This is a genomic window from Haloarcula sp. JP-Z28 (assembly GCF_011440255.1).
GTDB classification, from domain to species: domain Archaea; phylum Halobacteriota; class Halobacteria; order Halobacteriales; family Haloarculaceae; genus Haloarcula; species Haloarcula marismortui.
This window is the reverse complement of record NZ_JAAOHT010000042.1, coordinates 1-21,603: the sequence shown is the minus strand read 5'-3', so window position 1 is coordinate 21,603 and position 21,603 is coordinate 1. Positions and strand designations below refer to the sequence as shown.

General features: G+C 65.9%; 21 protein-coding genes. 11 read left to right on the top strand and 10 right to left on the bottom strand.

All coding sequences use genetic code 11. The annotated features are described in order from the left end of the window. Nucleotides 1-109: 109 nt before the first annotated feature. From G9463_RS14835 to G9463_RS14820, 4 genes are all read right to left on the bottom strand, one after another. Nucleotides 110-1,114: an ABC transporter permease gene (locus G9463_RS14835; RefSeq protein ID WP_011224588.1), complete on the bottom strand. Its 1,005-nt coding sequence runs from the start codon at nt 1,112-1,114 to the stop codon at nt 110-112. Continuing rightward, nucleotides 1,111-2,049: an ABC transporter ATP-binding protein gene (locus tag G9463_RS14830; protein ID WP_007189665.1), complete on the bottom strand. Its 939-nt coding sequence runs from the start codon at nt 2,047-2,049 to the stop codon at nt 1,111-1,113. Before G9463_RS14830 ends, G9463_RS14835 begins: the two co-directional genes overlap by 4 nt. A 95-nt stretch (nt 2,050-2,144) precedes the next feature. Continuing rightward, nucleotides 2,145-2,420, bottom strand: coding sequence for a hypothetical protein (locus tag G9463_RS14825; protein ID WP_008311289.1), 276 nt, complete (start codon nt 2,418-2,420; stop codon nt 2,145-2,147). Between the two features lie 57 nt (nt 2,421-2,477). Continuing rightward, nucleotides 2,478-3,806: a right-handed parallel beta-helix repeat-containing protein gene (locus G9463_RS14820; protein WP_165897128.1), complete on the bottom strand. Its 1,329-nt coding sequence runs from the start codon at nt 3,804-3,806 to the stop codon at nt 2,478-2,480. 235 nt (nt 3,807-4,041) lie between these two features. Between G9463_RS14820 and G9463_RS14815 the strand changes: the two genes are divergently transcribed. From G9463_RS14815 to G9463_RS14795, 5 genes are read left to right on the top strand one after another with little or no spacing between them, the layout of a single operon-like run. Then, nucleotides 4,042-6,828, top strand: coding sequence for a transglutaminaseTgpA domain-containing protein (locus G9463_RS14815; protein ID WP_165897127.1), 2,787 nt, complete (start codon nt 4,042-4,044; stop codon nt 6,826-6,828). Continuing rightward, the gene (locus tag G9463_RS14810) at nt 6,828-7,427 is read left to right on the top strand and encodes a hypothetical protein (RefSeq protein ID WP_165897126.1); all 600 of its coding nucleotides are present in this window, start codon (nt 6,828-6,830) and stop codon (nt 7,425-7,427) included. Before G9463_RS14815 ends, G9463_RS14810 begins: the two co-directional genes overlap by 1 nt. 2 nt (nt 7,428-7,429) lie before the next feature. Continuing rightward, the gene (locus G9463_RS14805) at nt 7,430-8,818 is read left to right on the top strand and encodes a DUF58 domain-containing protein (RefSeq protein WP_165897125.1); all 1,389 of its coding nucleotides are present in this window, start codon (nt 7,430-7,432) and stop codon (nt 8,816-8,818) included. Nucleotides 8,819-8,820: 2 nt separating this feature from the next. After that, complete coding sequence (locus tag G9463_RS14800) at nt 8,821-10,434, top strand: hypothetical protein (RefSeq protein ID WP_165897124.1); 1,614 nt, start codon at nt 8,821-8,823, stop codon at nt 10,432-10,434. A gap of 45 nt (nt 10,435-10,479) precedes the next feature. Then, nucleotides 10,480-10,827, top strand: coding sequence for an SHOCT domain-containing protein (locus tag G9463_RS14795; RefSeq protein ID WP_165897123.1), 348 nt, complete (start codon nt 10,480-10,482; stop codon nt 10,825-10,827). Between the two features lie 4 nt (nt 10,828-10,831). Here G9463_RS14795 and G9463_RS14790 read toward each other — a convergent pair whose 3' ends face one another. Next, on the bottom strand, nt 10,832-11,785 hold the full coding sequence (locus G9463_RS14790; protein WP_004964785.1) for a MoxR family ATPase: 954 nt from the start codon (nt 11,783-11,785) through the stop codon (nt 10,832-10,834). 143 nt (nt 11,786-11,928) lie between these two features. On the opposite strand from G9463_RS14790, the gene G9463_RS14785 reads away from it, so the two are divergent. From G9463_RS14785 to G9463_RS14775, 3 genes are all read left to right on the top strand, one after another. After that, nucleotides 11,929-13,215, top strand: coding sequence for an O-acetylhomoserine aminocarboxypropyltransferase/cysteine synthase family protein (locus tag G9463_RS14785; protein WP_165897122.1), 1,287 nt, complete (start codon nt 11,929-11,931; stop codon nt 13,213-13,215). Further along, nucleotides 13,212-14,420: a homoserine O-acetyltransferase gene (gene metX, locus G9463_RS14780; RefSeq protein ID WP_165897121.1), complete on the top strand. Its 1,209-nt coding sequence runs from the start codon at nt 13,212-13,214 to the stop codon at nt 14,418-14,420. The genes G9463_RS14785 and metX overlap by 4 nt, the downstream gene beginning before the upstream one ends. A gap of 119 nt (nt 14,421-14,539) precedes the next feature. Continuing rightward, nucleotides 14,540-14,842: a rubredoxin-like domain-containing protein gene (locus G9463_RS14775; protein ID WP_004964778.1), complete on the top strand. Its 303-nt coding sequence runs from the start codon at nt 14,540-14,542 to the stop codon at nt 14,840-14,842. 47 nt (nt 14,843-14,889) lie between these two features. Here G9463_RS14775 and G9463_RS14770 read toward each other — a convergent pair whose 3' ends face one another. Next, on the bottom strand, nt 14,890-15,447 hold the full coding sequence (locus G9463_RS14770; RefSeq protein ID WP_121302000.1) for a hypothetical protein: 558 nt from the start codon (nt 15,445-15,447) through the stop codon (nt 14,890-14,892). 89 nt (nt 15,448-15,536) lie between these two features. Between G9463_RS14770 and G9463_RS14765 the strand changes: the two genes are divergently transcribed. From G9463_RS14765 to G9463_RS14755, 3 genes are all read left to right on the top strand, one after another. Further along, a complete protein-coding gene (locus G9463_RS14765) occupies nt 15,537-16,421 on the top strand; it encodes a ketopantoate reductase family protein (RefSeq protein ID WP_165897120.1) in 885 nt (294 codons plus the stop codon). A gap of 218 nt (nt 16,422-16,639) precedes the next feature. After that, nucleotides 16,640-17,815, top strand: a complete 1,176-nt coding sequence (dgoD, locus tag G9463_RS14760) for a galactonate dehydratase (RefSeq protein WP_165897119.1) — start codon at nt 16,640-16,642, stop codon at nt 17,813-17,815. Nucleotides 17,816-17,912: 97 nt separating this feature from the next. Continuing rightward, nucleotides 17,913-18,572 (top strand): DUF502 domain-containing protein, encoded by a 660-nt coding sequence (locus tag G9463_RS14755; RefSeq protein WP_007189652.1) that lies wholly within the window; start codon nt 17,913-17,915, stop codon nt 18,570-18,572. Between the two features lie 20 nt (nt 18,573-18,592). Here the strand turns inward: G9463_RS14755 and G9463_RS14750 are convergent, their stop codons facing one another. The 4 genes from G9463_RS14750 to G9463_RS14735 all read right to left on the bottom strand — a co-directional run. Beyond that, nucleotides 18,593-19,525: a branched-chain amino acid transaminase gene (locus G9463_RS14750; RefSeq protein ID WP_193569639.1), complete on the bottom strand. Its 933-nt coding sequence runs from the start codon at nt 19,523-19,525 to the stop codon at nt 18,593-18,595. A gap of 178 nt (nt 19,526-19,703) precedes the next feature. Beyond that, nucleotides 19,704-20,150 (bottom strand): RDD family protein, encoded by a 447-nt coding sequence (locus tag G9463_RS14745; RefSeq protein ID WP_165897118.1) that lies wholly within the window; start codon nt 20,148-20,150, stop codon nt 19,704-19,706. Nucleotides 20,151-20,279: 129 nt separating this feature from the next. Continuing rightward, nucleotides 20,280-20,954 carry a 3,4-dihydroxy-2-butanone-4-phosphate synthase gene (gene ribB / locus G9463_RS14740; RefSeq protein WP_165897117.1) on the bottom strand — a complete coding sequence of 225 codons (675 nt, stop codon included), beginning with the start codon at nt 20,952-20,954 and terminating at the stop codon, nt 20,280-20,282. Then, nucleotides 20,941-21,603 (bottom strand): DUF120 domain-containing protein (locus G9463_RS14735; RefSeq protein ID WP_165897116.1); only part of this gene is annotated, 663 nt, incomplete at its 5' end. The genes ribB and G9463_RS14735, both read right to left, overlap by 14 nt.

Sequence of the window (21,603 nt, the reverse complement as noted above, 5' to 3'; positions counted from 1 at the left end):
CGGTCGCCGACGGCAGGCGACCGGTTTGGTACCCGTCGGACTGTTGCTATCGCCGTTCGTTATGGTTGCAAAAACGTCGCCGGAACGAGACCGCCGACAGCGACGACCGTTACAGGTCCTTGTTCTCGAAGACGTAGTAGCCGGCGACCAGCGGGACGACCAGCCACAGCAGGAGGTAGCCGATAACCGCGACAGTGCTGTACTGGGGCGGCAAGGCGGCGTTGGCACACTCGGCACCGGTCTGTGTTATTTCGAGTGTCCCACCTAGCATTTCCTCACACGTCACCTGCGGGTTCGACGTCAGGAGGAGCCGGGAGCGGATCGGCGTCCCCTGCAAGACCTCCTGGACGAGCGTGCGGTACGCCGCGATGGGGCTCAGGAGTGAAACGAACAGTTCGACGTGGAGCTGAGTCACCTGGCCAATGTTCGCGTGGTCCGATAGCAGGTTTCCGAGGCCTGCCCCGAGGTTCGACCAGAACACCTGCAGATAGACGTAAATCCCGAGCGACGCTGCCATCGCCCGGCGCGCGGTCTTCAGCGCCGCCGAGAGGCCGATCGCGAACGCCGTGAACACGACGCCGTACGCCATCGTGGCGAGCGCGAACAGCAGGAACGACTCCCACGCGATCTCGATCTCCGACGGGAGTATCACTAGCAGGGTCGTCAGGAGTCCGACTGTCACCGGGATGAGCGTGATGGCGCTCCGGCCGACGAACTTGCCGGCGAGCAGTTCACCGCGCGTGTACGGGAGCGACAGCAGTATCTTCAGGGAACCGCGCTCGCTCTCCCGGGCAATCGCCGCGTAGCCGATGACGATTGCCACAGCTGGGAGCAGCGGTGCCGCAATCGGCAGCGCAAAGCGGACGTACGCGTCTGTCGTCAGCGACGCCCCGGCTTCGGCGAACTGCTGGCCGATGTTGAAATACAGGCCCAGCACCGCCGGTAGCGCGAACAGCACGATGAAAATAAACGAGAGTACCCAGATCCACGGCGAGCGGACCGTGTCACGGAACTCCTTTTTGGAGATGGGGTACCAGTCGGCGAACTCGGAGTTCTTGATGCTCGTATCGATGTCTCCGAGGACGCGTTTGACGGGGTTTTGCTCGGCGCTCATACGTCGGCCTCCGGCCGGTCCTGTTCTTGCTGTTCGGTGTAGGCGGCGAACACCTCATCCAGCGAGGCCTCCTCGGTCTCGAAGTTGGCGACCTCGCTCCCGCTTTCCTCGACAGCGTTGAGGACGGCCATCTTCGCGTCGCTGTCACAGCCGATAGTGAGCGTCGTTCCATCCGCGGTCACCGTTGAGACCTCGTCGAGCCCCTCGATAGCCGCGACCGCGGCGTCGGTGCCGTCGCCGTCGGCCAGCGTCACGCGGAGGACGGTGTCCCCGGCGGCGGCCTCGCGCAGCCCGGCAACGCTGTCTTTCGCAATAAGGCGACCGTTCTGGAGGATTCCAACTGTGTCACAGACGGCCTCGACCTGACCGAGGATGTGACTGGAGAAGAAGACGGTCGCGCCGCGCTCGTTCTCCTCGCGGATGAGTTCCCGCATCAGCCGGGCCCCGTTCGGGTCCAGCCCGGTCGTCGGCTCGTCGAGGATAAGGAGGTCGGGCTCGCCGACGAGTGCCATCGCCAGCACGAGACGCTGTTGCATCCCCTTGGAGTAGCCACCAGCCTTGCGGTCGATGGCATCGGCGATGCCGACCCGCTCGGCCAGTTCGTCGGGGTCTTCGTCGGCATCTTTCGATTCGATCACAAATGAGAGGTGCTGGCGGCCGGTGAGCCGGTCGTACACGTCGTAGCCTTCGGGGAGGACTCCAGTGCGGGCACGAATTCGCTTCGGTTCTTCGTGGATGTCGTGGCCGAGCACCGTCGCCGACCCGTCGGTCGCGCGGACGAAATCAAGGAGGATGTTGATCGTCGTCGACTTCCCGGCCCCGTTCGGGCCGAGGAAGCCGAAGATTTCGCCCTCCTCGACGGTGAGGTCGACCCCTTGCAGCGCGGTGAGACTCCCGAACTGCTTGGTGACGCCATCCAGTTCTATCGCTGCCATACGGCGGGTTTGTGACGGCCGCGTGTATAGTCTTTCGTGTTCCAGTTATCAATCAAAAAACTCGATAGACGGTCCCTAGCTGTCGAAGCGCTCGCTTACACTTCGGCGTCGGGGTCGTGGCGCTCGGCCATCCGTTGGGCCTCCGTGGCGTAGCGCTCCCGCGTCTCCTCGTCGGTTACGGGTTCGAGCTTGTCGACCTCGACATCCGTCGCTGCCGTAATCCGTTTCCGTCTGAGCAGATTCGGCGAGAGCTGCTTGGTCAGGTGGCGGTCGCCCTCTGGGGGCGCGTAGATGAGCGTCACCATGCGCTCGTCGCCGAAACTGGAGCGCTCGACCAGCCAGCACTGGACCGTCTCCTCGTCGTCGGTCATTGCTGTGTCGTTTGCGTGCCGGCGGTTTATATCTTACAACCCCCTCTCGAACCGCCGTCACCGGGTCACGTTCAGCCCTTGCTCAATGTCCGCGGTGAACTCCTCGTCGATGTCGACCGCAGTCCCGGCGTTCCGGACCGTATTCGTCGCGACCACGCCCGCGTTGCCCGACCGGAGTCGGATGCCGGCCGCTGAGGCGTTGCTGACCGTGTTGCCCGTGATGGTGAAACTGTACGGTCGCTCTGCACTCCGTGCGTCGGTGTTGTCCGCATCCGCTGGGACCGTTCGCGCAAGGATGCCAACCGGACAGTTGTCGACCTGATTACCCGAAATAGTGATGTCGGACGACCGGGCTTTGGGGGTCCCGGCTACCTCGTCCCGGAGGTGGGTCTCCTTGTACTCGACTTCGATGCCCGCCTCGCCGCCAGGGTCGGGTGCGAACTCCGTCAGGTCCTGACAGACGTTCCCGACAATGGTTCCGCGCTGGGCCGGCGAGCAGGCGATGAGGCTGTGGCCACCGTCGACGGTGACGTTACCGATGACGGCGAAGTTCGCGACGTTATACGGCGCGATGTTATTGAACTTCACGCCGACGACGCGGTTCCCGGCGATGACCACATCGCTGGACTGCCGGAGGTCGCGGTCGCTGCCGGTCGGTGCGGCCCGGCTGGTTATACCGTACCAGTTCGGATTGACGACCTCGTTGTGTTCGACCGTCACGCCGGTACACCGCGTGAACGACAGCGCCATCTGGAAACCGTTCACTGTGCGGTTGCGAGCGATGTAGACGCCGTCGCACTGATCGGCCTGAATGGCTTGGTTGTTCAGCTGTGTCCCGTTGGCGTCGAACTCGATGTCGGTGACTGCGACGTTGTCACCGCGTACGCGAACGAGGTCGTGGCCGGCCGGCAGCGGGTTCGACTGGGACTCGGACGGTGCGGGGTCCTCGCCCGTTCCCGTCTGTGACGCAACGAACCGGGTTCCCTGCTGTCCGGTCAGTGTGGTGTTGTCGCCCATCGTCGCCGGCTCGCCAAATCGGAAAGTATCGGCGCTCGCGATAACGGCCCCGCCGCTGTCCGGCACGTTGTCGAAGGCATACTGGAACGCCTCATCGGCAGTCCCGCCGGTCGAGAACGCGACGCTGCCGCTGCCGTCAAGCACCAGATACTCCGTACCGTTGCCGTTCCCGTTCGACTGGCCGGCTCCGGTCGTGACGACGTACACTGCCCCTGTCCCCGATAGTCCAGCGCCCGTCTGTGCCTGCCCGGTTCCGCTGAACAGTCCGATGCCCGCTACGGCACCGATACTCGACAGAACGGACCGTCGTGACGCGCCCCAGTCCGACTGTCGCGACCCAGTACTAGCTCCATTTGTGTCAGCAGTCATTCAAGTATGGCTGCCCGGCCGTTCGCAATAACCGCTTATAATAGCGGTCTGAACCATACGTACCCGTCAATACCTGAACTGTCCGGGCCGACTGACGCCGACTAGTGAATCTCTGGGGTGTCAATTTGTTGGCGACGTGGTACTCCAGACGACAGAACGCGACACCCGGGCTCACTATCCCCACCGTTGACAGCAGATTTATGCCGACAGCGACGGGACAGTACGACAATCCGACGTGGGCTCCGACGACTCGCCGTTCGACGATGTATCGGCAGACCGGGACTACCTCCGTGTCCTCCTCACTGCCGTGTGTGTCATTGCCGTGGTGTTGGCGACGGCGACGCTCCCGATTCTGGCACCCGGTGGGACACAGAGCCCGATGGAGTCTCTTATTCCGCTCCCGCAGGAGAACCCCTTCGGGGAGGCTGGGGGGACCTCGACTGGCGGCAGCGGCAGGCAACTCGGCGCGCTGAACCCGGGCAGCCAGACCAGCGTTGGCGGCTCGCTCGATAGTGGCGACAGCGGCGACAGCCCGTATCAGTCACAGGACACGGAGCCGCATTTCACCGTCACGAGTTCGGAACCGGCGTACTGGCGGACCGGCGCATATGAAACCTACACCGGCACGGGGTGGGACGGGCGTGCGGACCCGCAGGCCTATCAGGGACCGATGGCGGTCGACGGGATGGCCGACTCGACGGTCGATTACGAGGTGCAACTGGCCAAGTCCGCCACGTCGCTGCCGACCGTCTGGCGGCCGAAATCGGTGTCCCGGGACGACGTGATGGTCACCGAGTACGGCGCGGTCACGTCCGAGCGACCGCTCCCTGCCGGAACGACCTACAGCGCGACCAGCGTGACACCCCCCGACGACCCAGAGGTGCTACGAACGAGTGGCCGCGACTACCCTGCGGACATCGAATCACGCTACACGGGCGTGCCGGCGTCAACCTCGGCGCAGGTGGGCCCGTTCACCGACCGGCTGACCGAAGACAGCGACTCGCCCTATCAGACCGCGGCGACCATCGAGCAGTGGCTAGAGGCGAACAAGAACTACTCGCTGAACGTCAGCCAGCCGCCCGAGGACGACGTGGCCTCGGAGTTCATCTTCCAGATGGACAAGGGGTACTGCGAGTACTTCGCCACGTCGATGGTGGTGATGCTGCGGAGTCAGGACATCCCGGCGCGCTACGTCGTCGGCTACTCGACTGGCGAGCGGACCGGCCAGAACCAGTACACTGTTCGCGGGATGAACGCCCACGCGTGGGTCGAGGTGTACTTCGAGGGCGTCGGCTGGGTGCAGTTTGACCCAACGCCGGGACAGGAGCGCCTTGCGTCCGAACAGCAGGCGATGCAAAACAGCAGTCAGGACTACAGCGCCGCGGAGTCCGGAAGCCCCGACGAGGAGTTCGCCGTCGGGACGCCGGCGGGCGAGCCACAGACCGAAGCTCCGACTGATGGGACTGGACAGGAGTCAGAGAGCGACGGAACCGAGAGAACTGAAACGGGTGCAGACGGGACCGGTGACAGCGACGGAACTGGCGACTCGGGCGACGGACAGACGGTCTCGCAGTCCGGTGAGTTCATCGTCGAACTCAATCGGACGGCGACGCCGGGCGCGGCGGTGGCCGCAACGATAACCCGCGACGGCGCACCGGTCGAAGGCGCGACGGTCTCGTTCAACGGTGAGCCGGTCGGAACGACGGGGCCGGCCGGCACCGTTTCCGGGACGGTCCCCTACGAAGCCGAACTGACGATTACTGTCGATGTAGCCAGCGATGCGGACCCACTCATCGCTCCGTCGGTCCCGCGTGACAGCGCTCGTTCCTTCGCTATTACTGGCCCACAGGCCCAGCAGTCGACGAACGCGAGCTATGAACTGAACACGACTGCGTCGGTGAGCATCACCGGCGAACAGGTCACTGGTAGCGAGGTGACCGTTACCGCGACTGTCGACGGCGTGCCAGTGCGGGACGGCGACGTGCTGCTCGACGGCGAGCAGGTGGCGACGACGGACCAGCAGGGCCGCGCAACCGTCGCGCTCCCGACCAAGCCCGGAAACGTCTCTGTTGCCGTCGAGCGCGACGCTGTCAGCGGGAACACGACTGTGGTGCTTGCACGGCTTTCCGTAGCAACGTCGCCGTCGCTTCCGCTGGCCCTCCCCGTCGCTGGCCAGACGGTGAACGCGACGATGGACGGGGACCCGGTCACGAACGCCACCGTTACCGTCGGCGGGGAGCCGACAGCACGGACCGGCGCGGCCGGTCAGGCAACGGTCGGGATGCCGTTTGCGGCCAGCGCCGAAATTTCAGTTTCGAAATACGGCCAGACGGCCACGACGACGGTCGGTGGCCTACTCGTCAACGCCGCGGGCGTCGTGCTGAGTCTGGGTGTTCTCCTCGCCGGGACGGTCGTCGGCGCTCGACGGCGGAACGTCACGCCGGGGACGCTATGGGGCTGGGTTCGGGCCGCACGCGAACTCGCTGTCGGGGCGCTCGTCGGCGTTGCGGTGGTGGCCGATGACCTGCTGGGTCGCTTCCGAACGCGACTTGAACTCACTGCCGCGGCGCTCCGTGATCTGTTCACCGGCCACCGGTCGCCGGCAGCGTTGCTCGACGCGTTGCGAGCGTGGATTTCTGAACGCTTTGCAGCGGCCGAAGACGCAGCCAGCGATGCGGTGGCGGCTGTCTCCACGACTGAATCAAACGGGGGCGACGGAACGCCCGCCGCCCGCGTCACCATCCGCGAGGCGTGGACGCGCTTCCTGACCCACGTTTCCCTCCGGCGGTACTGGACGCGGACACCCGGCGAAATCGCGACCCACGCCATCGAACGGGACGGCCTCCCGCCGGCCGCGGTTCGGACGGTCCGGGACGCGTTCCGGGCGGTCGAGTACGGCCAGCGGGACCCACAGGAGCACGTCGCGGCCGTCGAGGACGCGATACGGCACATCGAGACGGCCGCCGGGCAACAGTCCAGCGCGACCGACGACACTGACGACGCGACGGAGGGGCGGCCCTGATGCGCCTGCGAACGGTCGTTTTCGGAACTGTGGGGCTGCTGGCGACCGGGGTCGCGGCCTCTCTCGTTTTCGCGCCGATGGCCGCCGGCGAGTCGCTTGTCGCCGTGCTCGGGAGTGTTGCCCCGACAACCATCCTCCTCGCTGGCAGTCTGACCGTTGGACTCTGTGCGGTCCTTGCCGGCTGGCTCGGTGGGCTTCTGGGCGGTGGCTCACCGACCGCCTTCGACGTGGCCGTCGACAGCCCGCCGGAAGACGTGACAGCGACGGAGAGTCGGCTGTTCGCCGCTGACATCGACGCGGCCATTGACGACGCCGTCGCTGGCGACGACGCGGCGATGGACACGGTTACCGAGCGACTCACCGCGGCAGCGACGACAGCCTATGCTATCGGAGCTGGTGTCTCGCAGGCGTCCGCACAGCAGGCAGTTCGTGCGGGGACGTGGACCGACGACGCCGTCGCGGCGGCGATGCTGTCCCCGACGGAGCCACAGTCGCTGCTGGCCCGGCTCCGCCTGTGGCTCGACCCGGAGAGCGAGCGCCGCCGCCGCATCCGCCGGACGGTCGACGCTATCGCACAGGTGTCGGGGGGTGAGCGCTGACGATGCACCGCCGTGTGCGGCGCTGGAGCGGCGGCCTCGCAGCCGCGCTGTTTCTCGTTAGCGTCTCGCTTTTGACCGCCGAGCCGCTGTTGCTCGCGGCGACCGCAATCCCCCTCATTTACGTCGCCTACGGCGCGCTCTCGCGGATGCCGGCGGGAACCGATTTGCAAGCAACACGGTCCGTTTCTGACGCCCAGCCCACGCCGGGCGAGCCGGTCGCGGTCGAACTCACCCTCACGAACACCGGCAGCAGTTCGCTGACCGACGTGCGGGTCATCGACGGCGTGCCCGAGGAACTGCCAGTCGTCGAGGGGTCACCGCGGCTCTGTACCTCGCTGCGGCCCGACGAGAGCGCGACGCTGTCCTATGCCGTGATGGCAAAGCGCGGAACCTACACGTTCGACGCCGCCGCGGTGCGGGTGCGGACGCTGTCGGCCAGCGACGAGGTGACTGTCGACCTGCCCGTGGCCGGCGACGGGACGCTGACCTGCTCGAACACCGTCTCCGAAGTTCCGATGGCCGACGCCACGCTCCCGCGGGCGGGAACGCTCCCGACCGACACCGGTGGGAGCGGGCTTGAGTTCCACTCGACGCGGAGCTACCAGCCCGGCGACCCGGTCAACCGCATCGACTGGCGGCGGTACGCAAAGACCGACGAGCTGACCACCATCGACTATCGGGAGGAACAGGCCGTCAGGACGGTGCTGGTTGTCGACGCTCGCCCGCCGGCCCGCGTGACGCCAGAGCCGGGATTCCCGACAGGAGCGGAGCTGTCTGCCTACGCGGCCGAGCGCCTGTTCGACGCGCTCTCCCGAACTAGCGTCGTCGCAAGCGTCTGTGCCGTCGGACTGGCCCCCGAGGACGTCCCCGGCGGACTCGGCCCCGACGGGCTGGCGTGGGTCGACGCCTCTGGCGGTCACGCGGCCGCCCACGCGAGACAGATATTCGACAGCGTGGGTCGCGCCGCGGCCCGACAGTCAGACGCCGATTCGGCCGGTGACGCTGATGTGTCCGAGGACGACCAACCAGAGCAGCCCGGAGGCGAAGCTACGAGGGCGACGACGGCCGACGGTGGGACCATCGAGGACCCGGCCCTGCTCGCGGTGCTCGCTCGGCTCCCGCCGACCGCGCAGGTGGTCGTGTTCTCCCCGGCCGCCGACGACTGGCCTGTCTCGCTGGTGTCATCGCTTTCGGTCCGTGAGTACCCGACGACGCTCGTCAGCCCGTCGCTGGCCCGCGGGGACTCGCTCGGCGCGGCTGTCGCGAGTACCGAGCGCACCGCCCGGCTCCAGCGGGCCGAACTGTCCGGCGCGACCGTCATCGACTGGGACCTCGACAGCCCAATCGACGTGGCACTCCGCGCCTCGCTCGCCGACCTGTTCAGCGTGTAACAATGGACGACACAATCTCGCTTCCGACCCGGATGCCCTGGACCAGCCTCGCCACCGTCGTCGGCGTGACGGCGCTGCTGGTCGCAGGACTGCTGGGAACCGTTTCCGCCGACCGGGCCGCGCTCGTCGGTGTGGCCACCGGTGTTTTGCTGGCACTGTCGCTGTGGCTGAGCGGCTGGGACCGCTGGCAGGCGGTTGGAACTGTTCTGGCCAGCGTCCTTGCGCTACCAGTTGCCGTCGGGCTTTCCCTCGCCACTGGCGGCACGGTCGTCTCGCTCGGTGCCGAACTGTTCCCCGTCACTTCCCAAGCTGGCGTCCGACCGGCGGTCGTCACGTTGCTGTCGCAAGTCATCGTCGTCCTCGGCTGTCTGACCGCCGTCTTCGGCGCGACCGCGGCCACCCGCGGCGTCGTCGACACCGAGCGGGTGGGGACCTACGGTGGCGTCGTCGTGCGGACAACCGCTGTTCCGTTCGCTGTTGCCCTCGTACTGTTCACGCGGGGGGCTGTCGATTTCTTGCAGTCCAACGCCGGAACGCCGGGCGTCCAGCAACTGACCGGCGAGGCCCTCACTCAGGTGCTGGAACCGATTTTCGACCCGGTCCCCGGCCGAACGCATATCGCCATTTTCAGTCTGTTGCTCGCCCTTGCCGCCGCGGCGCTGGCCCGCGGACTCGACGCCTTGCCGCTTTCCGAATTCGTCCCGGAAACGAGCGACGCGCCCGATGTCGACAGGGCTGTCGCCGTCGTTGAGCGAACGTTTCGGTGGACGGGCCGGCTCGCCCTGCTGGTCGCGCCGGTCGCCGGGCTGTTCGAACTGGGCCTCGGTCAGGAATCACTGGCCGGACTGCTCCCGGCTGGGCTGTACGACTTCATTGTCGCCGTCACGGTAGCGCCGGGCCTTCGTGGCCTCCTCTGGTGGCTGTTCCTCAGTGGGACAGTCGTCTCGGTGGCTGTCTGGTTCCTCCGGCGGACGGTCCAGAGTTCGGCCGACCGCGTGGGGACCGTCCTCGCGCCGTACGTTGGCGGCGGCGTCATCACGCTCGCCGTGGTGGCGGTCGCGGGGCCGGCAGTCGATGCCATCGAAACGGCGCTCCGGGCGACGCCGGCCGCGGCGGCCGTCGAACAGTTCTTCGTTCCAATACTGGACGTATACGGCCCCGAGACCGTCACACTGGCGCTAGCCGTCGTGGCGCTGTTTTCGCTCATCAGTGTCGCTGGACAGCTGTCGGTGGCGCTGGCGACGAGTTATCTGCGCGAGCGGACGGCCGGCGTCACGCTCGCCGCGGCCGGCCTGTTCGGTGCGAGCGCCTTCGCTGCGACGCTTTCGACGCCGACGTGGCTGGTGCTTGCGGGCCTGGTCGGTGCCGTCGTCGTCTGGGACGCCGGGTCCTTCGGGACGACGCTGGGACACGAGGTCGGGAGCGGGGCCGCGACGCGCCGCACCGAACTCGTCCACACCGGCGGGACCGTCGCGGTGGGCGGCGTCGGCGCGGCGGCGACGGCGGGGCTGTCCGGCGTCGCCCGTGGCTCTATTGCTGTTGAGCCATCGGTCGCCGTAGCCGGCCTCGCGGTCTGTCTCGTCGCCGTGCTGGCACTGGTGGCCGCGATACGGTAGGACCGCACCGAACAATACATTGTGGTGTGGTGACAAGTCTGCAGTATGACCGACCGGTCCCCGCTGCGACGGGCCAGAGACAACGCGACGGAACTCGCCTCTCTGGCAGTCACCGGGTTCTGGCTCGTTGCCCTCGTGACGGGTCAGGAGTGGTGGCTCGCGGCGCTGCTCGTCGGATACATGGTGGTCGTCCCGCTGACGGAGTTGCTGTACGGCGATACGGACGAGGAGGCAGCAGATGCTGATGAAGTCGAGTCAGCGCTGTCAAGCGATGCTGACGACGAAACACCGCTGGAACGACTGCTCGAAACGGAGACGCTGGAAGATATTGAAGACAGCGCGGCGGTCCGAGAACAGGAGCGGGAGCGACAGCGCGAGACAGAGCGAACCTGAGCAGTTAGGGACTGACGGCCGGCACTTCGACGCGGTCCAGCACGTCGTCGACGACGGTTGCCGGGTCGACGCCGCGGACGCCCGCGTCGGCGGTCAGGACGAGTCGGTGGGCGAACGCCTCCTCGACAACAGTTTTCACGTCGTCTGGGACGGCGTAGTCGCGGCCGTCGAGGACCGCGGCGGCGCGAGTCGCCTCGAACAGTCGCTGAATACCACGCGGGGAGACGCCGACGTCCACGCGGTCGTCCTCGCGGGTGGCCCGGCCGAGTTCGACGACGTAGTCCCGGAGCGTGCCGTCGACGGTGACCGATTCGACAGTCCGCTGGAGCGCCGGCAGGCGCTCGCCGTCGATGACGCTGGTGACGCTCGGGGCCTGTGCCGTCCGGTCGGCACGCCGGTCGATGAGTTCCCGCTCGCCGCCGAAGTCGGGATACCCCATCGACGTTTTGACGATGAAGCGGTCCCGCTGGGCCTCGGGCAGGCCGAAGGTCCCCTCCTGTTCGACGGGGTTCTGCGTGGCGATGACGAAGAACGGCTCGGGGAGGTCGTGGGTCACGCCGTCGACGGTCACCTGCTTCTCGCCCATCGCTTCGAGCAGCGCGGCTTGCGTCTTGGGCGGTGCGCGGTTGATTTCGTCGGCCAGCACGACGTTGGCGAAGACGGGGCCGGGCTGGAAGTCGAACTCGCCGGTGGCCTCGTTGAATACGTTCGAGCCGGTGATGTCGGACGGGAGCAGGTCCGGCGTGAACTGCACCCGTTTGAAGGAGAGGTCAAGCGCCGTCGCGAACGACTGGGCAGTGAGCGTCTTCCCCGTGCCCGGCACGTCTTCGAGCAGGACGTGCCCCCGGGCGAGAATTCCGGTCATGACGGTTTCGAGGAAGTGGTCGTCAGCGATGACGGCACTGCCGACGGCGTCGAGAATCTGTCGGCTGGTTCGTCCGGCAGTGTCGTGGTCCATACCGGCGTGTAGACAGCCACCGACAAATACCCTCTCCCTCGGTTTCGCTGGCGGGCGGCCCGATTCCATGACACCCACTCACAATAAGAGAGAATTGCCGTAACTCTGAGTTATAGATAGCTAGGGATATATGCATACTGCACATGACCGACGACTACGGATTCGGGACGCGCTGTGTCCACGCCGGCCAGGAGGAACCGGACCCGGCCACAGGGGCACGCGCGCCGCCCATCTATCAGACCTCGTCGTACGTCTTTGAGGACGCCGACACCGCGGCCGACCGGTACGCCCTGAATGACGACGGCAACGTCTACTCGCGGTTCGACAATCCCACCGTCCGGATGCTCGAAAACCGCATCGCCTCCCTCGAAAACGCCGTCGACGCCGTCGCAACGGGGTCAGGGATGGCTGCACTCGACGCCGGGACGTTCGTCCTCGCGGCCAACGGCGACAACATCGTAACGGCCTCCTCTATCTACGGCGGCACCCACTCGTATTACTCCAACACCGCCAGCCGCCGGGGCATCGAGACGCGATTCGTCGACACGCTCGACCCGGACGCCTACGCTGAGGCCATCGACGAGGACACGGCCTACGTCCACTTCGAGACTATCGGCAACCCGTCGCTGGTCGTCCCACCGATGGAGGAAATCGCCGAGGTAGCCCACGACCACGGTGTGCCCGTCTTCGTCGACAACACGTTCGGGACGCCGGCTCTGTGCAACCCGCTTGACCACGGCGTCGACCTCCTCTGGGAGTCGACGACGAAGTGGATCCACGGCTCCGGGACGACCGTTGGCGGTGTCCTCGTCGACGGCGGCTCGTTCCCCTGGGACGAGTACCCCGAGAAGTTCCCGGAACTGGGTGGCGAGAACGAGGCCTTCGGGAAGAACTTCTCCGAAGCCTTTGGCGACCGAGCCTTCTCCGTCGCCGCCCGCCAGCGCGCGCTCCGGTCGCTCGGCGACGGCCAGAAGCCGTTCGACGCCTGGGCGACCCTCCAGGGCGCGGAAACCCTCTCTCTGCGGATGGAACGCCACTGCGAGAATGCGGTGGCTGTCGCCCGGCACCTCGAAGACCACCCCGAAGTCGCCTGGGTCACCTATCCCGGGCTGGAGAGCCACGAGACCCACGACCTGGCACAGCAGTACCTCTCCGGTGGGTTCGGCGGCATCGTCACGTTCGGGCTGGAAGCCGGCTACGATGCCGGTCGACGGTTCTGCGAGGAGACGGACCTCGCCCAGTTCCTTGCGAACATCGGCGATGCCAAGACGCTGGTCATCCACCCGGCCTCGACCACCCACGCCCAGCTCAGCGAAGCGGAACAGCGTGCCAGCGGCGTCACGCCGGACCTTCTCCGGTTCAGCGTCGGCATCGAAGACCCGGAGGACATCATCGCAGATATTGACGCCACAATCGACCGAGTCACATGAACGTCGAACACAATACTATCTCGCTCGGCGAGTTCGAGTTCGACTGCGGGGAGACGATTCCGGATCTGGAAATCACCTACGAAGCCTACGGGGAATTTGACGGCGACAACGCGGTGCTGGTCTGTCACGCGCTGACCGGCAGCGCCCACGTCGCCGGCCGCGACCGAGTCGACAGCGCTGATCAGGCCCGCGCTTGGTGGGACGATATCGTTGGGCCGGGCAAAGCCATCGACACCACGGAGTACTACGTCGTCTGTGCAAACGTACCGGGCTCGTGCTACGGGTCGACGGGCCCGAAAAGCGAGAACCCGGAGACGGGCGAGCCCTACGGCACGGACTTCCCGCCGGTCACCGTCACGGACTGGACCGAGGCCCAGCGCGCCCTGCTTGACGAACTCGGGATTCCCCACCTCCACGCCGTCGTCGGCGGCAGCGTCGGTGGCATGAACGTCATCGAATGGGCCAAGCGCCATCCGGACCACGTCGACCGCATCGTTCCCATCGCCGCGGCCGCGCGACTGGACACGCAGTGTCTCTCGCTCGACGCCATCGCCCGCCGGGCCATCACGACCGACCCGAACTGGAAGCAGGGCCACTACTACGGCGAGGACGACGAGCCGCCAAGCGACGGCTTGGCGCTGGCCCGCCAACTGGGCCACGTGATGTACCTCTCGAAGGCGTCGATGGAGCACCGCTTCGGCCGCCGCGCTGCCGGCCGGGACGCCGTCCGAACGTTCCCGACCGACGCCGCGGGCGCGTTCTTCCCGTACCGTGACGTGGAGTCGTACCTCGATTACAACGCCGAGAAGTTCACCGAGCGCTTCGACGCCAACAGCTACCTCTATCTGACACGGGCGATGGACAACTACGACCTCGCCGCCGGGTTCGAGTCCGATGCGGACGCGCTGGCGGCCTTCGACGGCGACGCGCTGGTGATGTCCTTTACCGCCGACTGGCACTTCACCACCCAGCAGGCGGAGGCGCTAGCCGACTCGCTCCGGGCGGCCGACGCGAACGTCGCCCACCACGTCATCGACTCCGACCACGGCCACGACGCGTTCCTCGTCGAACCAGACAACGTTGGGCCGCCGCTCGCAGACTTCCTCGACGCGGGCGTCGACGGTAACGCCGTCACCGACTCCGTTGTCGAGGATAGTCAGGAGAGCAATTTCGCACCCGTCCACAACAGCCTGTTCTCGCAGTAGCGACGCGGGCGTATCATCCGGTGACCGGCAGGTTCGCTCTCCCTCGGTTCGGTTCATCAATCATGTATGTCCTGTTTCACGATAGCATTTAACACATCTCGGGACGACTGTTACTACGTATGGCTGACATGACCACGAACATCGAAAGCGAGGAGTATTCGTTCGGCCAGACGGTGTACGACGAGGACGGGGACGCACTCGGGACCATCCGCGGGTTCGACGAACACGGCTTCTACGTCACGGTCGAGGACGGCATTGAGTCCATGTCGAGCGAGCATCTCAGCGCCGGGGCCGCGGGCGAGGCCGAACTGATGTGGCGCTGCTGGGAATGCGGTGAGATGGGCAAGATCGAGGATATTCCCGACGAATGTCCGTCCTGCAACGCGCCCAAGGAGGACATCTACTACTGGCAGGAGGACTGAACGGATCGGTGGTCGTCTGGAAGCACCGACTGCATATGTGGCGGTGATTACGTCGCTTCGAACCGCTCGGCGACGGCCGGCCCGACTGCCTCCTGCACTGTCTCGGCGGCCGACGGCGGGAGCGAGAACCGCAGCGTCGTCCAGTCCCGTTCGAGAATCGCGCGTCCGTCGTCGTCGTAGATGGCCACGTACACCAGTGTCCCCCCGTAGACTTGTGCCAGCGCATCGAACGTTTCTGCCGTGACCGGCACTGTTCCAGTCGTGTGGGTGTCGGTAGCCGAAACAGTGGTGTGGCCCGCAATCGTCTCGACAGCGAACCGTTCCGCACCGGGGTTGTCCCGTCGCCCCAACCCGAGATGGACGAATGCTTCTGCCGGTGTTCGTGGTGACGCGTCCAGCACGGCCGCGAGCAGGTCCAGCCCGACCGGTTCGTCCGGGTCGGATAGCTCGAACCGCTGTGTGGTCTCGTCCTGTGGCCAGGTCGGACCCGGTTCGACGCCGCCACCGATGCCCTCCCACGCCGTGACGATTGTCTCGGTCAGCCGGTCGATACCGATCTCGTCGATGGCCCGAACTACCGCCTCGGCGTCGTCGGAGTCGCTCATGGCCGCTCGTTCGTCGCTCGCGGTCAAGTGCGTGCTGATTCCGGCACGTCGGTGATGGGTTTTTGTCCGGGCCGTCCCTGCCCGTCGGTATGGATATCGTCGTCGTCGGGGCCGGGAGCCTCGGCAGCCTCGTCGGTGGCCTGCTCGCTCGTGAACACGACGTGACGCTCGTCGGTCGCGAGCCACACGTGAGTCAGGTCACTGAGCGTGGCCTTTCGGTCGTCGGAGCCGAGGAGTTTCGGGTCCACTCGAACGCACAGACGGCGATGCCGGAACGTGCCGACCTCGCGCTGGTGACGGTCAAGGCATACGACACCGCTACCGTTGCAGCGGACCTTGCCGACTGTACGCTTGATGCCTGTCTTTCGCTACAGAACGGGATGGGCAACGAATCGCAGTTAGCCGCTGTACTCGATTGTCCGGTGCTGGCGGGGACATGCTCCTATGGGGCACGCCTTCGAGAACCGGGCACTGTGGCGTTCACCGGCCGCGGCGAGGTCGTACTGGGAGAGCGCAACGGCGGCCGGTCCGCGGTCGCCGACGAGGTCGGGGCGGCGTTCCGTGCGGCCGGCATCGAGACGACCGTTGTGGCGGACATGCCGACTCGCCTCTGGGAGAAACTCGCGGTCAACGCCGGCATCAACGCCGTGACGGCGCTCGCCCGCGTGCCGAACGGTGCGCTGGCCGACCCGCCGGCTGACGCCATCGCCGCGGACGCGGCCCGCGAGACGGCCGCTGTCGCCCGGGAGCAGGGCATCGACCTCCCCGACGAGCGTGCGGTGTCGCTCGTCGAGCGTGTGGTCGACGATACCGCCGCCAACCATTCGTCGATGTATCAGGATATCCCGGCCGGTCAGCAAACCGAAATAGATGCCATCAACGGCTACGTCGCCGAGACTGCGACCGAGCGGGTCCCGGTCAACGAGACGCTTGCCGGGCTCGTCCGTACGTGGGAGCGCCACCGCGAACAGTAACTAGCCGAAACTGACTGCTACCGATGCGATAGAAGACGACCTGCGTTATTGTCGACGCCGAAAGCAGCGGCTCGTGGCTGTTCTGGAATCACACAACGACTATATACACGTCTCCTATGTGTGTCTCACATGACTCCATACACCGGCGGAGCACGGCTCAAAACGCCGCGTAATGCGCTTAATAGAACTGATTTGTATGGCGCGGGGGGGCTACTGGTATGACAGCCGACGACGCGGCCGGGAACCGCATCGTCGACTACGAACTGTTCGAGGTGCCGCCCCGGTGGCTCTTCCTTCGACTGGAGACGGCCGACGGTACTGTTGGCTGGGGCGAACCCGTCGTCGAGGGCCGGGCCCACACCGTGCGTGCGGCTGTCGAGGAACTGCTCGACAGCTATCTCGTCGGCGAAAACCCGGAGAACATCCAGGACCACTGGCAGGCGATGTACCGCGGCGGCTTCTACCGCGGCGGCCCGGTCCTGATGTCCGCCATCGCCGGCATCGACCAGGCGCTGTGGGACATCAAGGGCAAGCAACTCGGCGCGCCGGTCCACCAGCTACTGGGCGGGCAGGCCCGAGACCGGATTCGGGTGTACCAGTGGATCGGCGGCGACGAGCCCTCGGACGTAGCCAGCGCTGCTCAGGAGCAGGTCGATGCTGGATTCACGGCGCTGAAGATGAACGCGACACCCGAGATTGAGCGCGTTGACACCCCGGCCACGGTTGAGGCCGCCGCGACGCGACTCCGGGAAGTCAGGGAGGCCGTCGGTCCCGAGGTCGACATCGGCGTCGACTTCCACGGTCGCGTCACGAAGCCGATGGGCAAGCGGCTCGCGTCCGCGCTGGAGCCCTATGAGCCGATGTTCATCGAGGAACCGGTGTTGCCCGAACACAACGACGCGCTGCCGGCGCTTGCGGCCCACACCGAGATTCCGATTGCGACCGGCGAACGGATGTACTCGCGCTGGGACTACAAGGAGGTGTTCGAGGACGGGGCTGTCGACGTGATTCAGCCGGACCTCTCCCACGCCGGCGGCATCACCGAGGTGTACAAGATCGCGTCGATGGCCGAGGCCTACGACGTGGCGATGGCCCCCCACTGCCCGCTCGGCCCGGTCGCCTTGGCGTCCTGCGTACAGGTCGACGCCTGCTCGCCCAACGCCCTCATCCAGGAGCAGAGCATCGACATCCACTACAACGAGACCACCGACGTGCTCGACTATCTGGCCGACCCATCGGTGTTTGACTACGAGGACGGGTTCGTCACCGTGCCCACCGACCCCGGCCTCGGAATCGAGATTGACGAGGCGTTCCTCCGGGAGCAGTCCCAGCAAGAGGTCGACTGGCACAACCCCGTCTGGCGACACGACGACGGCAGCGTCGCCGAGTGGTAGTCTGGTGGGATTCTCCCCTTTCCCTCGGCAGCGACTGTGTCAGTGATGGGACACAGCAAAGGAAAGGGCTCATATCCCGCGCCCGATACGTATCTGTATGGCCTCCTCAACGTCGTGGAAGCGCGATTTCGCGAGCGGCCTCATCATCCTGTTGCCCCTTCTGGTGACGATTTACGTTATCCTCTATCTCTACTCAATCCTTGCGTCGGCGGCGGTTATCCCGGCGATTGACGGCGAACTGCTAGCGGCGCTCGGACTCCCCTCGGGTACCTCGTCTGTTGAACTTGCCCGGGTGTTTACGACGCTGATTATCTTCATCCTCATCGTGTTCTCCATCGGCTATCTGATGCGGACAGCCTTCGGCGATATCGTCGAACGCGCAATCGACGACGCGATGAACCACGTGCCGGGCCTCCGGGTGGTGTACAACGCCTCGAAGATGGCGGTCGAAACGGCTGTCGGGGGAACCGAAGACCTTCAGGCGCCGGTGAAACTCGAAGTGTGGGACGGGATGCGGATGACGGCGTTCAAAACGGGACAGACCACCGACGACGGCCGTGAGGTACTCTTCCTGCCGACAGCGCCGAACATCACGACCGGCTACGTCGTCGAGGTCGAACCGCACCGCTACGAGGAAATCGATGAACGCGTCGAAGAAGCGCTGACGCGCATCCTTAGCGCCGGATTCGGCGACACGGACCGTAGTAACGCGACGCCGATTCCGGTCGCCGACGAGGACGACCTCGCGGACGACTAATAACGCCGCTCAGTGCGCTCTCAGACGTAGTGGAACCACTCTTCGCGGTCGCCGCTCTCGATCACGTCGAAGAAGGCCGACTGAAGCTCGTCAGTGACTGGCCCCTTCGTCCCCTCGCCGATCTCGTTGTCGTCGACGCTCCGAATGGGCGTGACCTCAGCCGCGGTGCCGGTGAAGAACAGTTCGTCGGCGGTGTACAGCTCACCGCGAGAGATAGTCGCTTCCTCGTGGACGGTGTAGCCCATCTCTTCGGCGAGCGTGATCGCGGTGTTGCGGGTGATGCCTTCGAGGATACTCTCGGCTAGCCCGGGCGTGTAGATTTCGCCGTCCCGGACCATGAAGATGTTCTCGCCCGGCCCCTCGGCGACGTTGCCCTCCTTGTTCAGGACGATGGCTTCGGTGTAGCCGTTGCGGCGAGCCTCCTCGCCGGCGAGCATACTGTTGACGTACAGCCCCGTGGTCTTGATGTTGGTCGGAATCTGGCTGGAGGCGTGCTTACGCCAGGACGACACCATCACGTCGACGCCCTCTTCCAGCGCTTCCTCGCCCAGATACGCGCCCCACGGCCACGCGGCGATGGTGGTCTTCGTCGGGCAGTCCTTCGGGCTCACGCCGAGCGAATCGAAGCCGTAGTAAACGATGGGGCGGATGTAACACGACTCGAACCCTTCCGTTTCGATGAGTTCCGTCGTCGCCTCGGTGAGTTTGTCTTTGCTGAACTCGATGTCGAGGTCGTAGGGTTTCGCGGACTTGTACAGGCGGTCCAGATGTTCCTCCCAGCGGAAGATGGCCGGTCCTTGTTCAGTGTCGTAACAGCGAACGCCCTCGAAAACGCCGGTCCCGTAGTGCAGTGCGTGTGTGAGAACGTGCGTCTGTGCGTCTTCGAAGTCGACGAACTCGCCGTCCATCCAGATCCGGTCGGTCCCCTCGAACATCTCCGGGCGGTCGCTCATCGCACGACCCCTCCGGTGAGCTGACAGTCGCGGTGCCCGCGGGTGGTGCCTCCTGCTGTCTCGTCGTGTGTCATATCTACCCCATTGATTCCCGTGGTTAAGAGTGTTGACGGTCCACGCGAGACCGGTTGTTTTCCGTCTCCTCGGCTGTCACTCAATGGCGAGTTCGACCTGTATCTCATCGCATACCCGCGGTTTCGCCGGCACGGACGACGACTGTATCCGCGACGATGTCACCAAGCCGCTGCTTGCGGTCCGTGACGAGAACGGCAACGAAGCCGATCAGGTAGAACGCCGGCAGCACGTCGACGATTCGCAAGAGGGATCTGATCGCCGCAGGCCCGAAGTCGATCGGGTCGCCGTCCTCCGTCACGACGACGATGTCGAGGGCCATTTTACCTATGGTCTGGCCGTACGTCCCTTCGAGATAGATGTAGTAGCCGAACCCGAGGACCAGTCCGATCAGGCTCCCAAGTGCCGCGAGTCGTATCTGGGAGAGGATACCGGCGATAGCTGACGAAACGATGCCGATCACCACGATGTCGATTATTATCGCGACGACACGCCGCCAGATAACGCCGCCTTCAGTGCCCATCTCGGGCTGTGGGCGTTCAAACCAAGCCATGCTCACCGACTGACACGCCACTGATATAAACCTGGGTCAGACATCGCACTCGAAGGCTTCCCAATATATACTGTGGCCCAACAAACGCCCCAGCGGTCGGTTGTCGCAGAGAGCGCGTGCTTCACTCCGTTACTCGAACCGCTCTAGCAGGCTGGCACCTTCGACGTACACGAGGCCCTCGCGCTCGGCGTAGGCCCGTGCCGCTGCCGGGGGGAGCGCTGCTCCCGTCTCGTCGTCCAGCATCTCACAGACGACGGCGGCTTCGGGCTGGTCGGCTCCGGCCGCGAGCGCGAGCGCGAGTTCGGTGTGGCCTTCGCGGTCAGCGAGGCCGTCCGGGGCCGCCCGGAGAAGGTGAACGTGGCCCGGTGACCGGAAGGCATCGCTGAACGCGTCCGGGTCTGGGTCCGCCGCGACAGTGGCCAGTTCCTGAATCGTCAGCGAGCGGTCGTCGTCGGTGATGCCGGTAAAGGTATCGCGGTGATTCACCGTCAGCGAGAACGAGGAGCGCTCGTCGTAGGCGAGGTCGTGGTCGGCCGCCGTCGGGTGGCTGAGGACCTCCTGCATGAAGGGGAGCTCTAGCGCCTCGGCAACGCGGTCCGAGAGCGCGACGCAGACGAGGCCCCCGGCGTCGTTGCGCATCCGGGCGACGGCATCGGGGCTGACGGCCCCGGCCGGGTAGACGAGGTCGGTCTCACCTTCGCGGTCGGCGGCGTCGTGGATCAGCACCGGCTCGCCGCGGGCGAAGGCGGCGACGGCGTCGGCCACGCTGTCGGCGTCAACGGCGGTCTCCTCACTCCGAGACATGCACGATCACCCCGTCGCCGTCGGCCAGTTCCAGCACCTCGCGGAGCTTCTCGGGCGCGATTACTTCGAGTTGCTCCTCGCCGTGGTGGGTCCGCTCGGGGGCGATGACGTGGGCCGGCTCGTACTCGCCGTCGCTCCCTTCTATCGAGGCGGGGTAGCAGTACGCGGGACCGTACGTCCGCTCATCGTCCTCCCAGCCCTCGATGGTGACCGGCTCGATAGCGCTCATCCGCGCTCGCTTGCGGACGCTTTCGGCCGTGAGTTCGAGATTGAGAGTGCCTGCAAAAGGCTCGTACCCAAGCCGTTCGATGAACTGTTCCATGTAGCCCGGGAGCGTGATGTAGTGGCGACCCTCGCCCATCCCCGAGGTAACGACCCCGGTCAGGTCGACGCTGGCGTCGGATTCGAAGATCCGTCGGTAGTCAGCGTATTCGGACTGGAGGCGGCGCTCACCGTCGCCAGTCAGCTCCACCTCCTGCCCGTCACTGACGATATCCCGGGCCAGCAGCCCGGCGTCTTCGAGCCGCTGGAGCCGCCGCGAGGCGGTCTGGTTCGAGGCGTCCAGCCGTTCGGCGAGATCGGCACAGGACACTTTCGTCGACTCATCGAGCGCACCGTCGAGGGCGAGCAGTTTCAGCGTCGCCAGCTC

What these genes read in the sequence shown, in the direction of transcription:
- G9463_RS14830 (WP_007189665.1), bottom strand. Translation starts at nt 2,049, where the DNA reads ATGGCAGCGATAGAACTGGATGGCGTCACCAAGCAGTTCGGGAGTCTC.
- G9463_RS14810 (WP_165897126.1), top strand. Translation starts at nt 6,828, where the DNA reads ATGCGCCTGCGAACGGTCGTTTTCGGAACTGTGGGGCTGCTGGCGACC.
- G9463_RS14750 (WP_193569639.1), bottom strand. Translation starts at nt 19,525, where the DNA reads ATGAGCGACCGCCCGGAGATGTTCGAGGGGACCGACCGGATCTGGATG.
- G9463_RS14775 (WP_004964778.1), top strand. Translation starts at nt 14,540, where the DNA reads ATGGCTGACATGACCACGAACATCGAAAGCGAGGAGTATTCGTTCGGC.
- G9463_RS14800 (WP_165897124.1), top strand. Translation starts at nt 8,821, where the DNA reads ATGGACGACACAATCTCGCTTCCGACCCGGATGCCCTGGACCAGCCTC.
- G9463_RS14805 (WP_165897125.1), top strand. Translation starts at nt 7,430, where the DNA reads ATGCACCGCCGTGTGCGGCGCTGGAGCGGCGGCCTCGCAGCCGCGCTG.
- G9463_RS14790 (WP_004964785.1), bottom strand. Translation starts at nt 11,785, where the DNA reads ATGGACCACGACACTGCCGGACGAACCAGCCGACAGATTCTCGACGCC.
- G9463_RS14765 (WP_165897120.1), top strand. Translation starts at nt 15,537, where the DNA reads ATGGATATCGTCGTCGTCGGGGCCGGGAGCCTCGGCAGCCTCGTCGGT.
- G9463_RS14825 (WP_008311289.1), bottom strand. Translation starts at nt 2,420, where the DNA reads ATGACCGACGACGAGGAGACGGTCCAGTGCTGGCTGGTCGAGCGCTCC.
- G9463_RS14795 (WP_165897123.1), top strand. Translation starts at nt 10,480, where the DNA reads ATGACCGACCGGTCCCCGCTGCGACGGGCCAGAGACAACGCGACGGAA.
- G9463_RS14785 (WP_165897122.1), top strand. Translation starts at nt 11,929, where the DNA reads ATGACCGACGACTACGGATTCGGGACGCGCTGTGTCCACGCCGGCCAG.
- G9463_RS14755 (WP_007189652.1), top strand. Translation starts at nt 17,913, where the DNA reads ATGGCCTCCTCAACGTCGTGGAAGCGCGATTTCGCGAGCGGCCTCATC.
- G9463_RS14835 (WP_011224588.1), bottom strand. Translation starts at nt 1,114, where the DNA reads ATGAGCGCCGAGCAAAACCCCGTCAAACGCGTCCTCGGAGACATCGAT.
- ribB (WP_165897117.1), bottom strand. Translation starts at nt 20,954, where the DNA reads ATGTCTCGGAGTGAGGAGACCGCCGTTGACGCCGACAGCGTGGCCGAC.
- G9463_RS14745 (WP_165897118.1), bottom strand. Translation starts at nt 20,150, where the DNA reads ATGGCTTGGTTTGAACGCCCACAGCCCGAGATGGGCACTGAAGGCGGC.
- dgoD (WP_165897119.1), top strand. Translation starts at nt 16,640, where the DNA reads ATGACAGCCGACGACGCGGCCGGGAACCGCATCGTCGACTACGAACTG.
- metX (WP_165897121.1), top strand. Translation starts at nt 13,212, where the DNA reads ATGAACGTCGAACACAATACTATCTCGCTCGGCGAGTTCGAGTTCGAC.
- G9463_RS14770 (WP_121302000.1), bottom strand. Translation starts at nt 15,447, where the DNA reads ATGAGCGACTCCGACGACGCCGAGGCGGTAGTTCGGGCCATCGACGAG.
- G9463_RS14820 (WP_165897128.1), bottom strand. Translation starts at nt 3,806, where the DNA reads ATGACTGCTGACACAAATGGAGCTAGTACTGGGTCGCGACAGTCGGAC.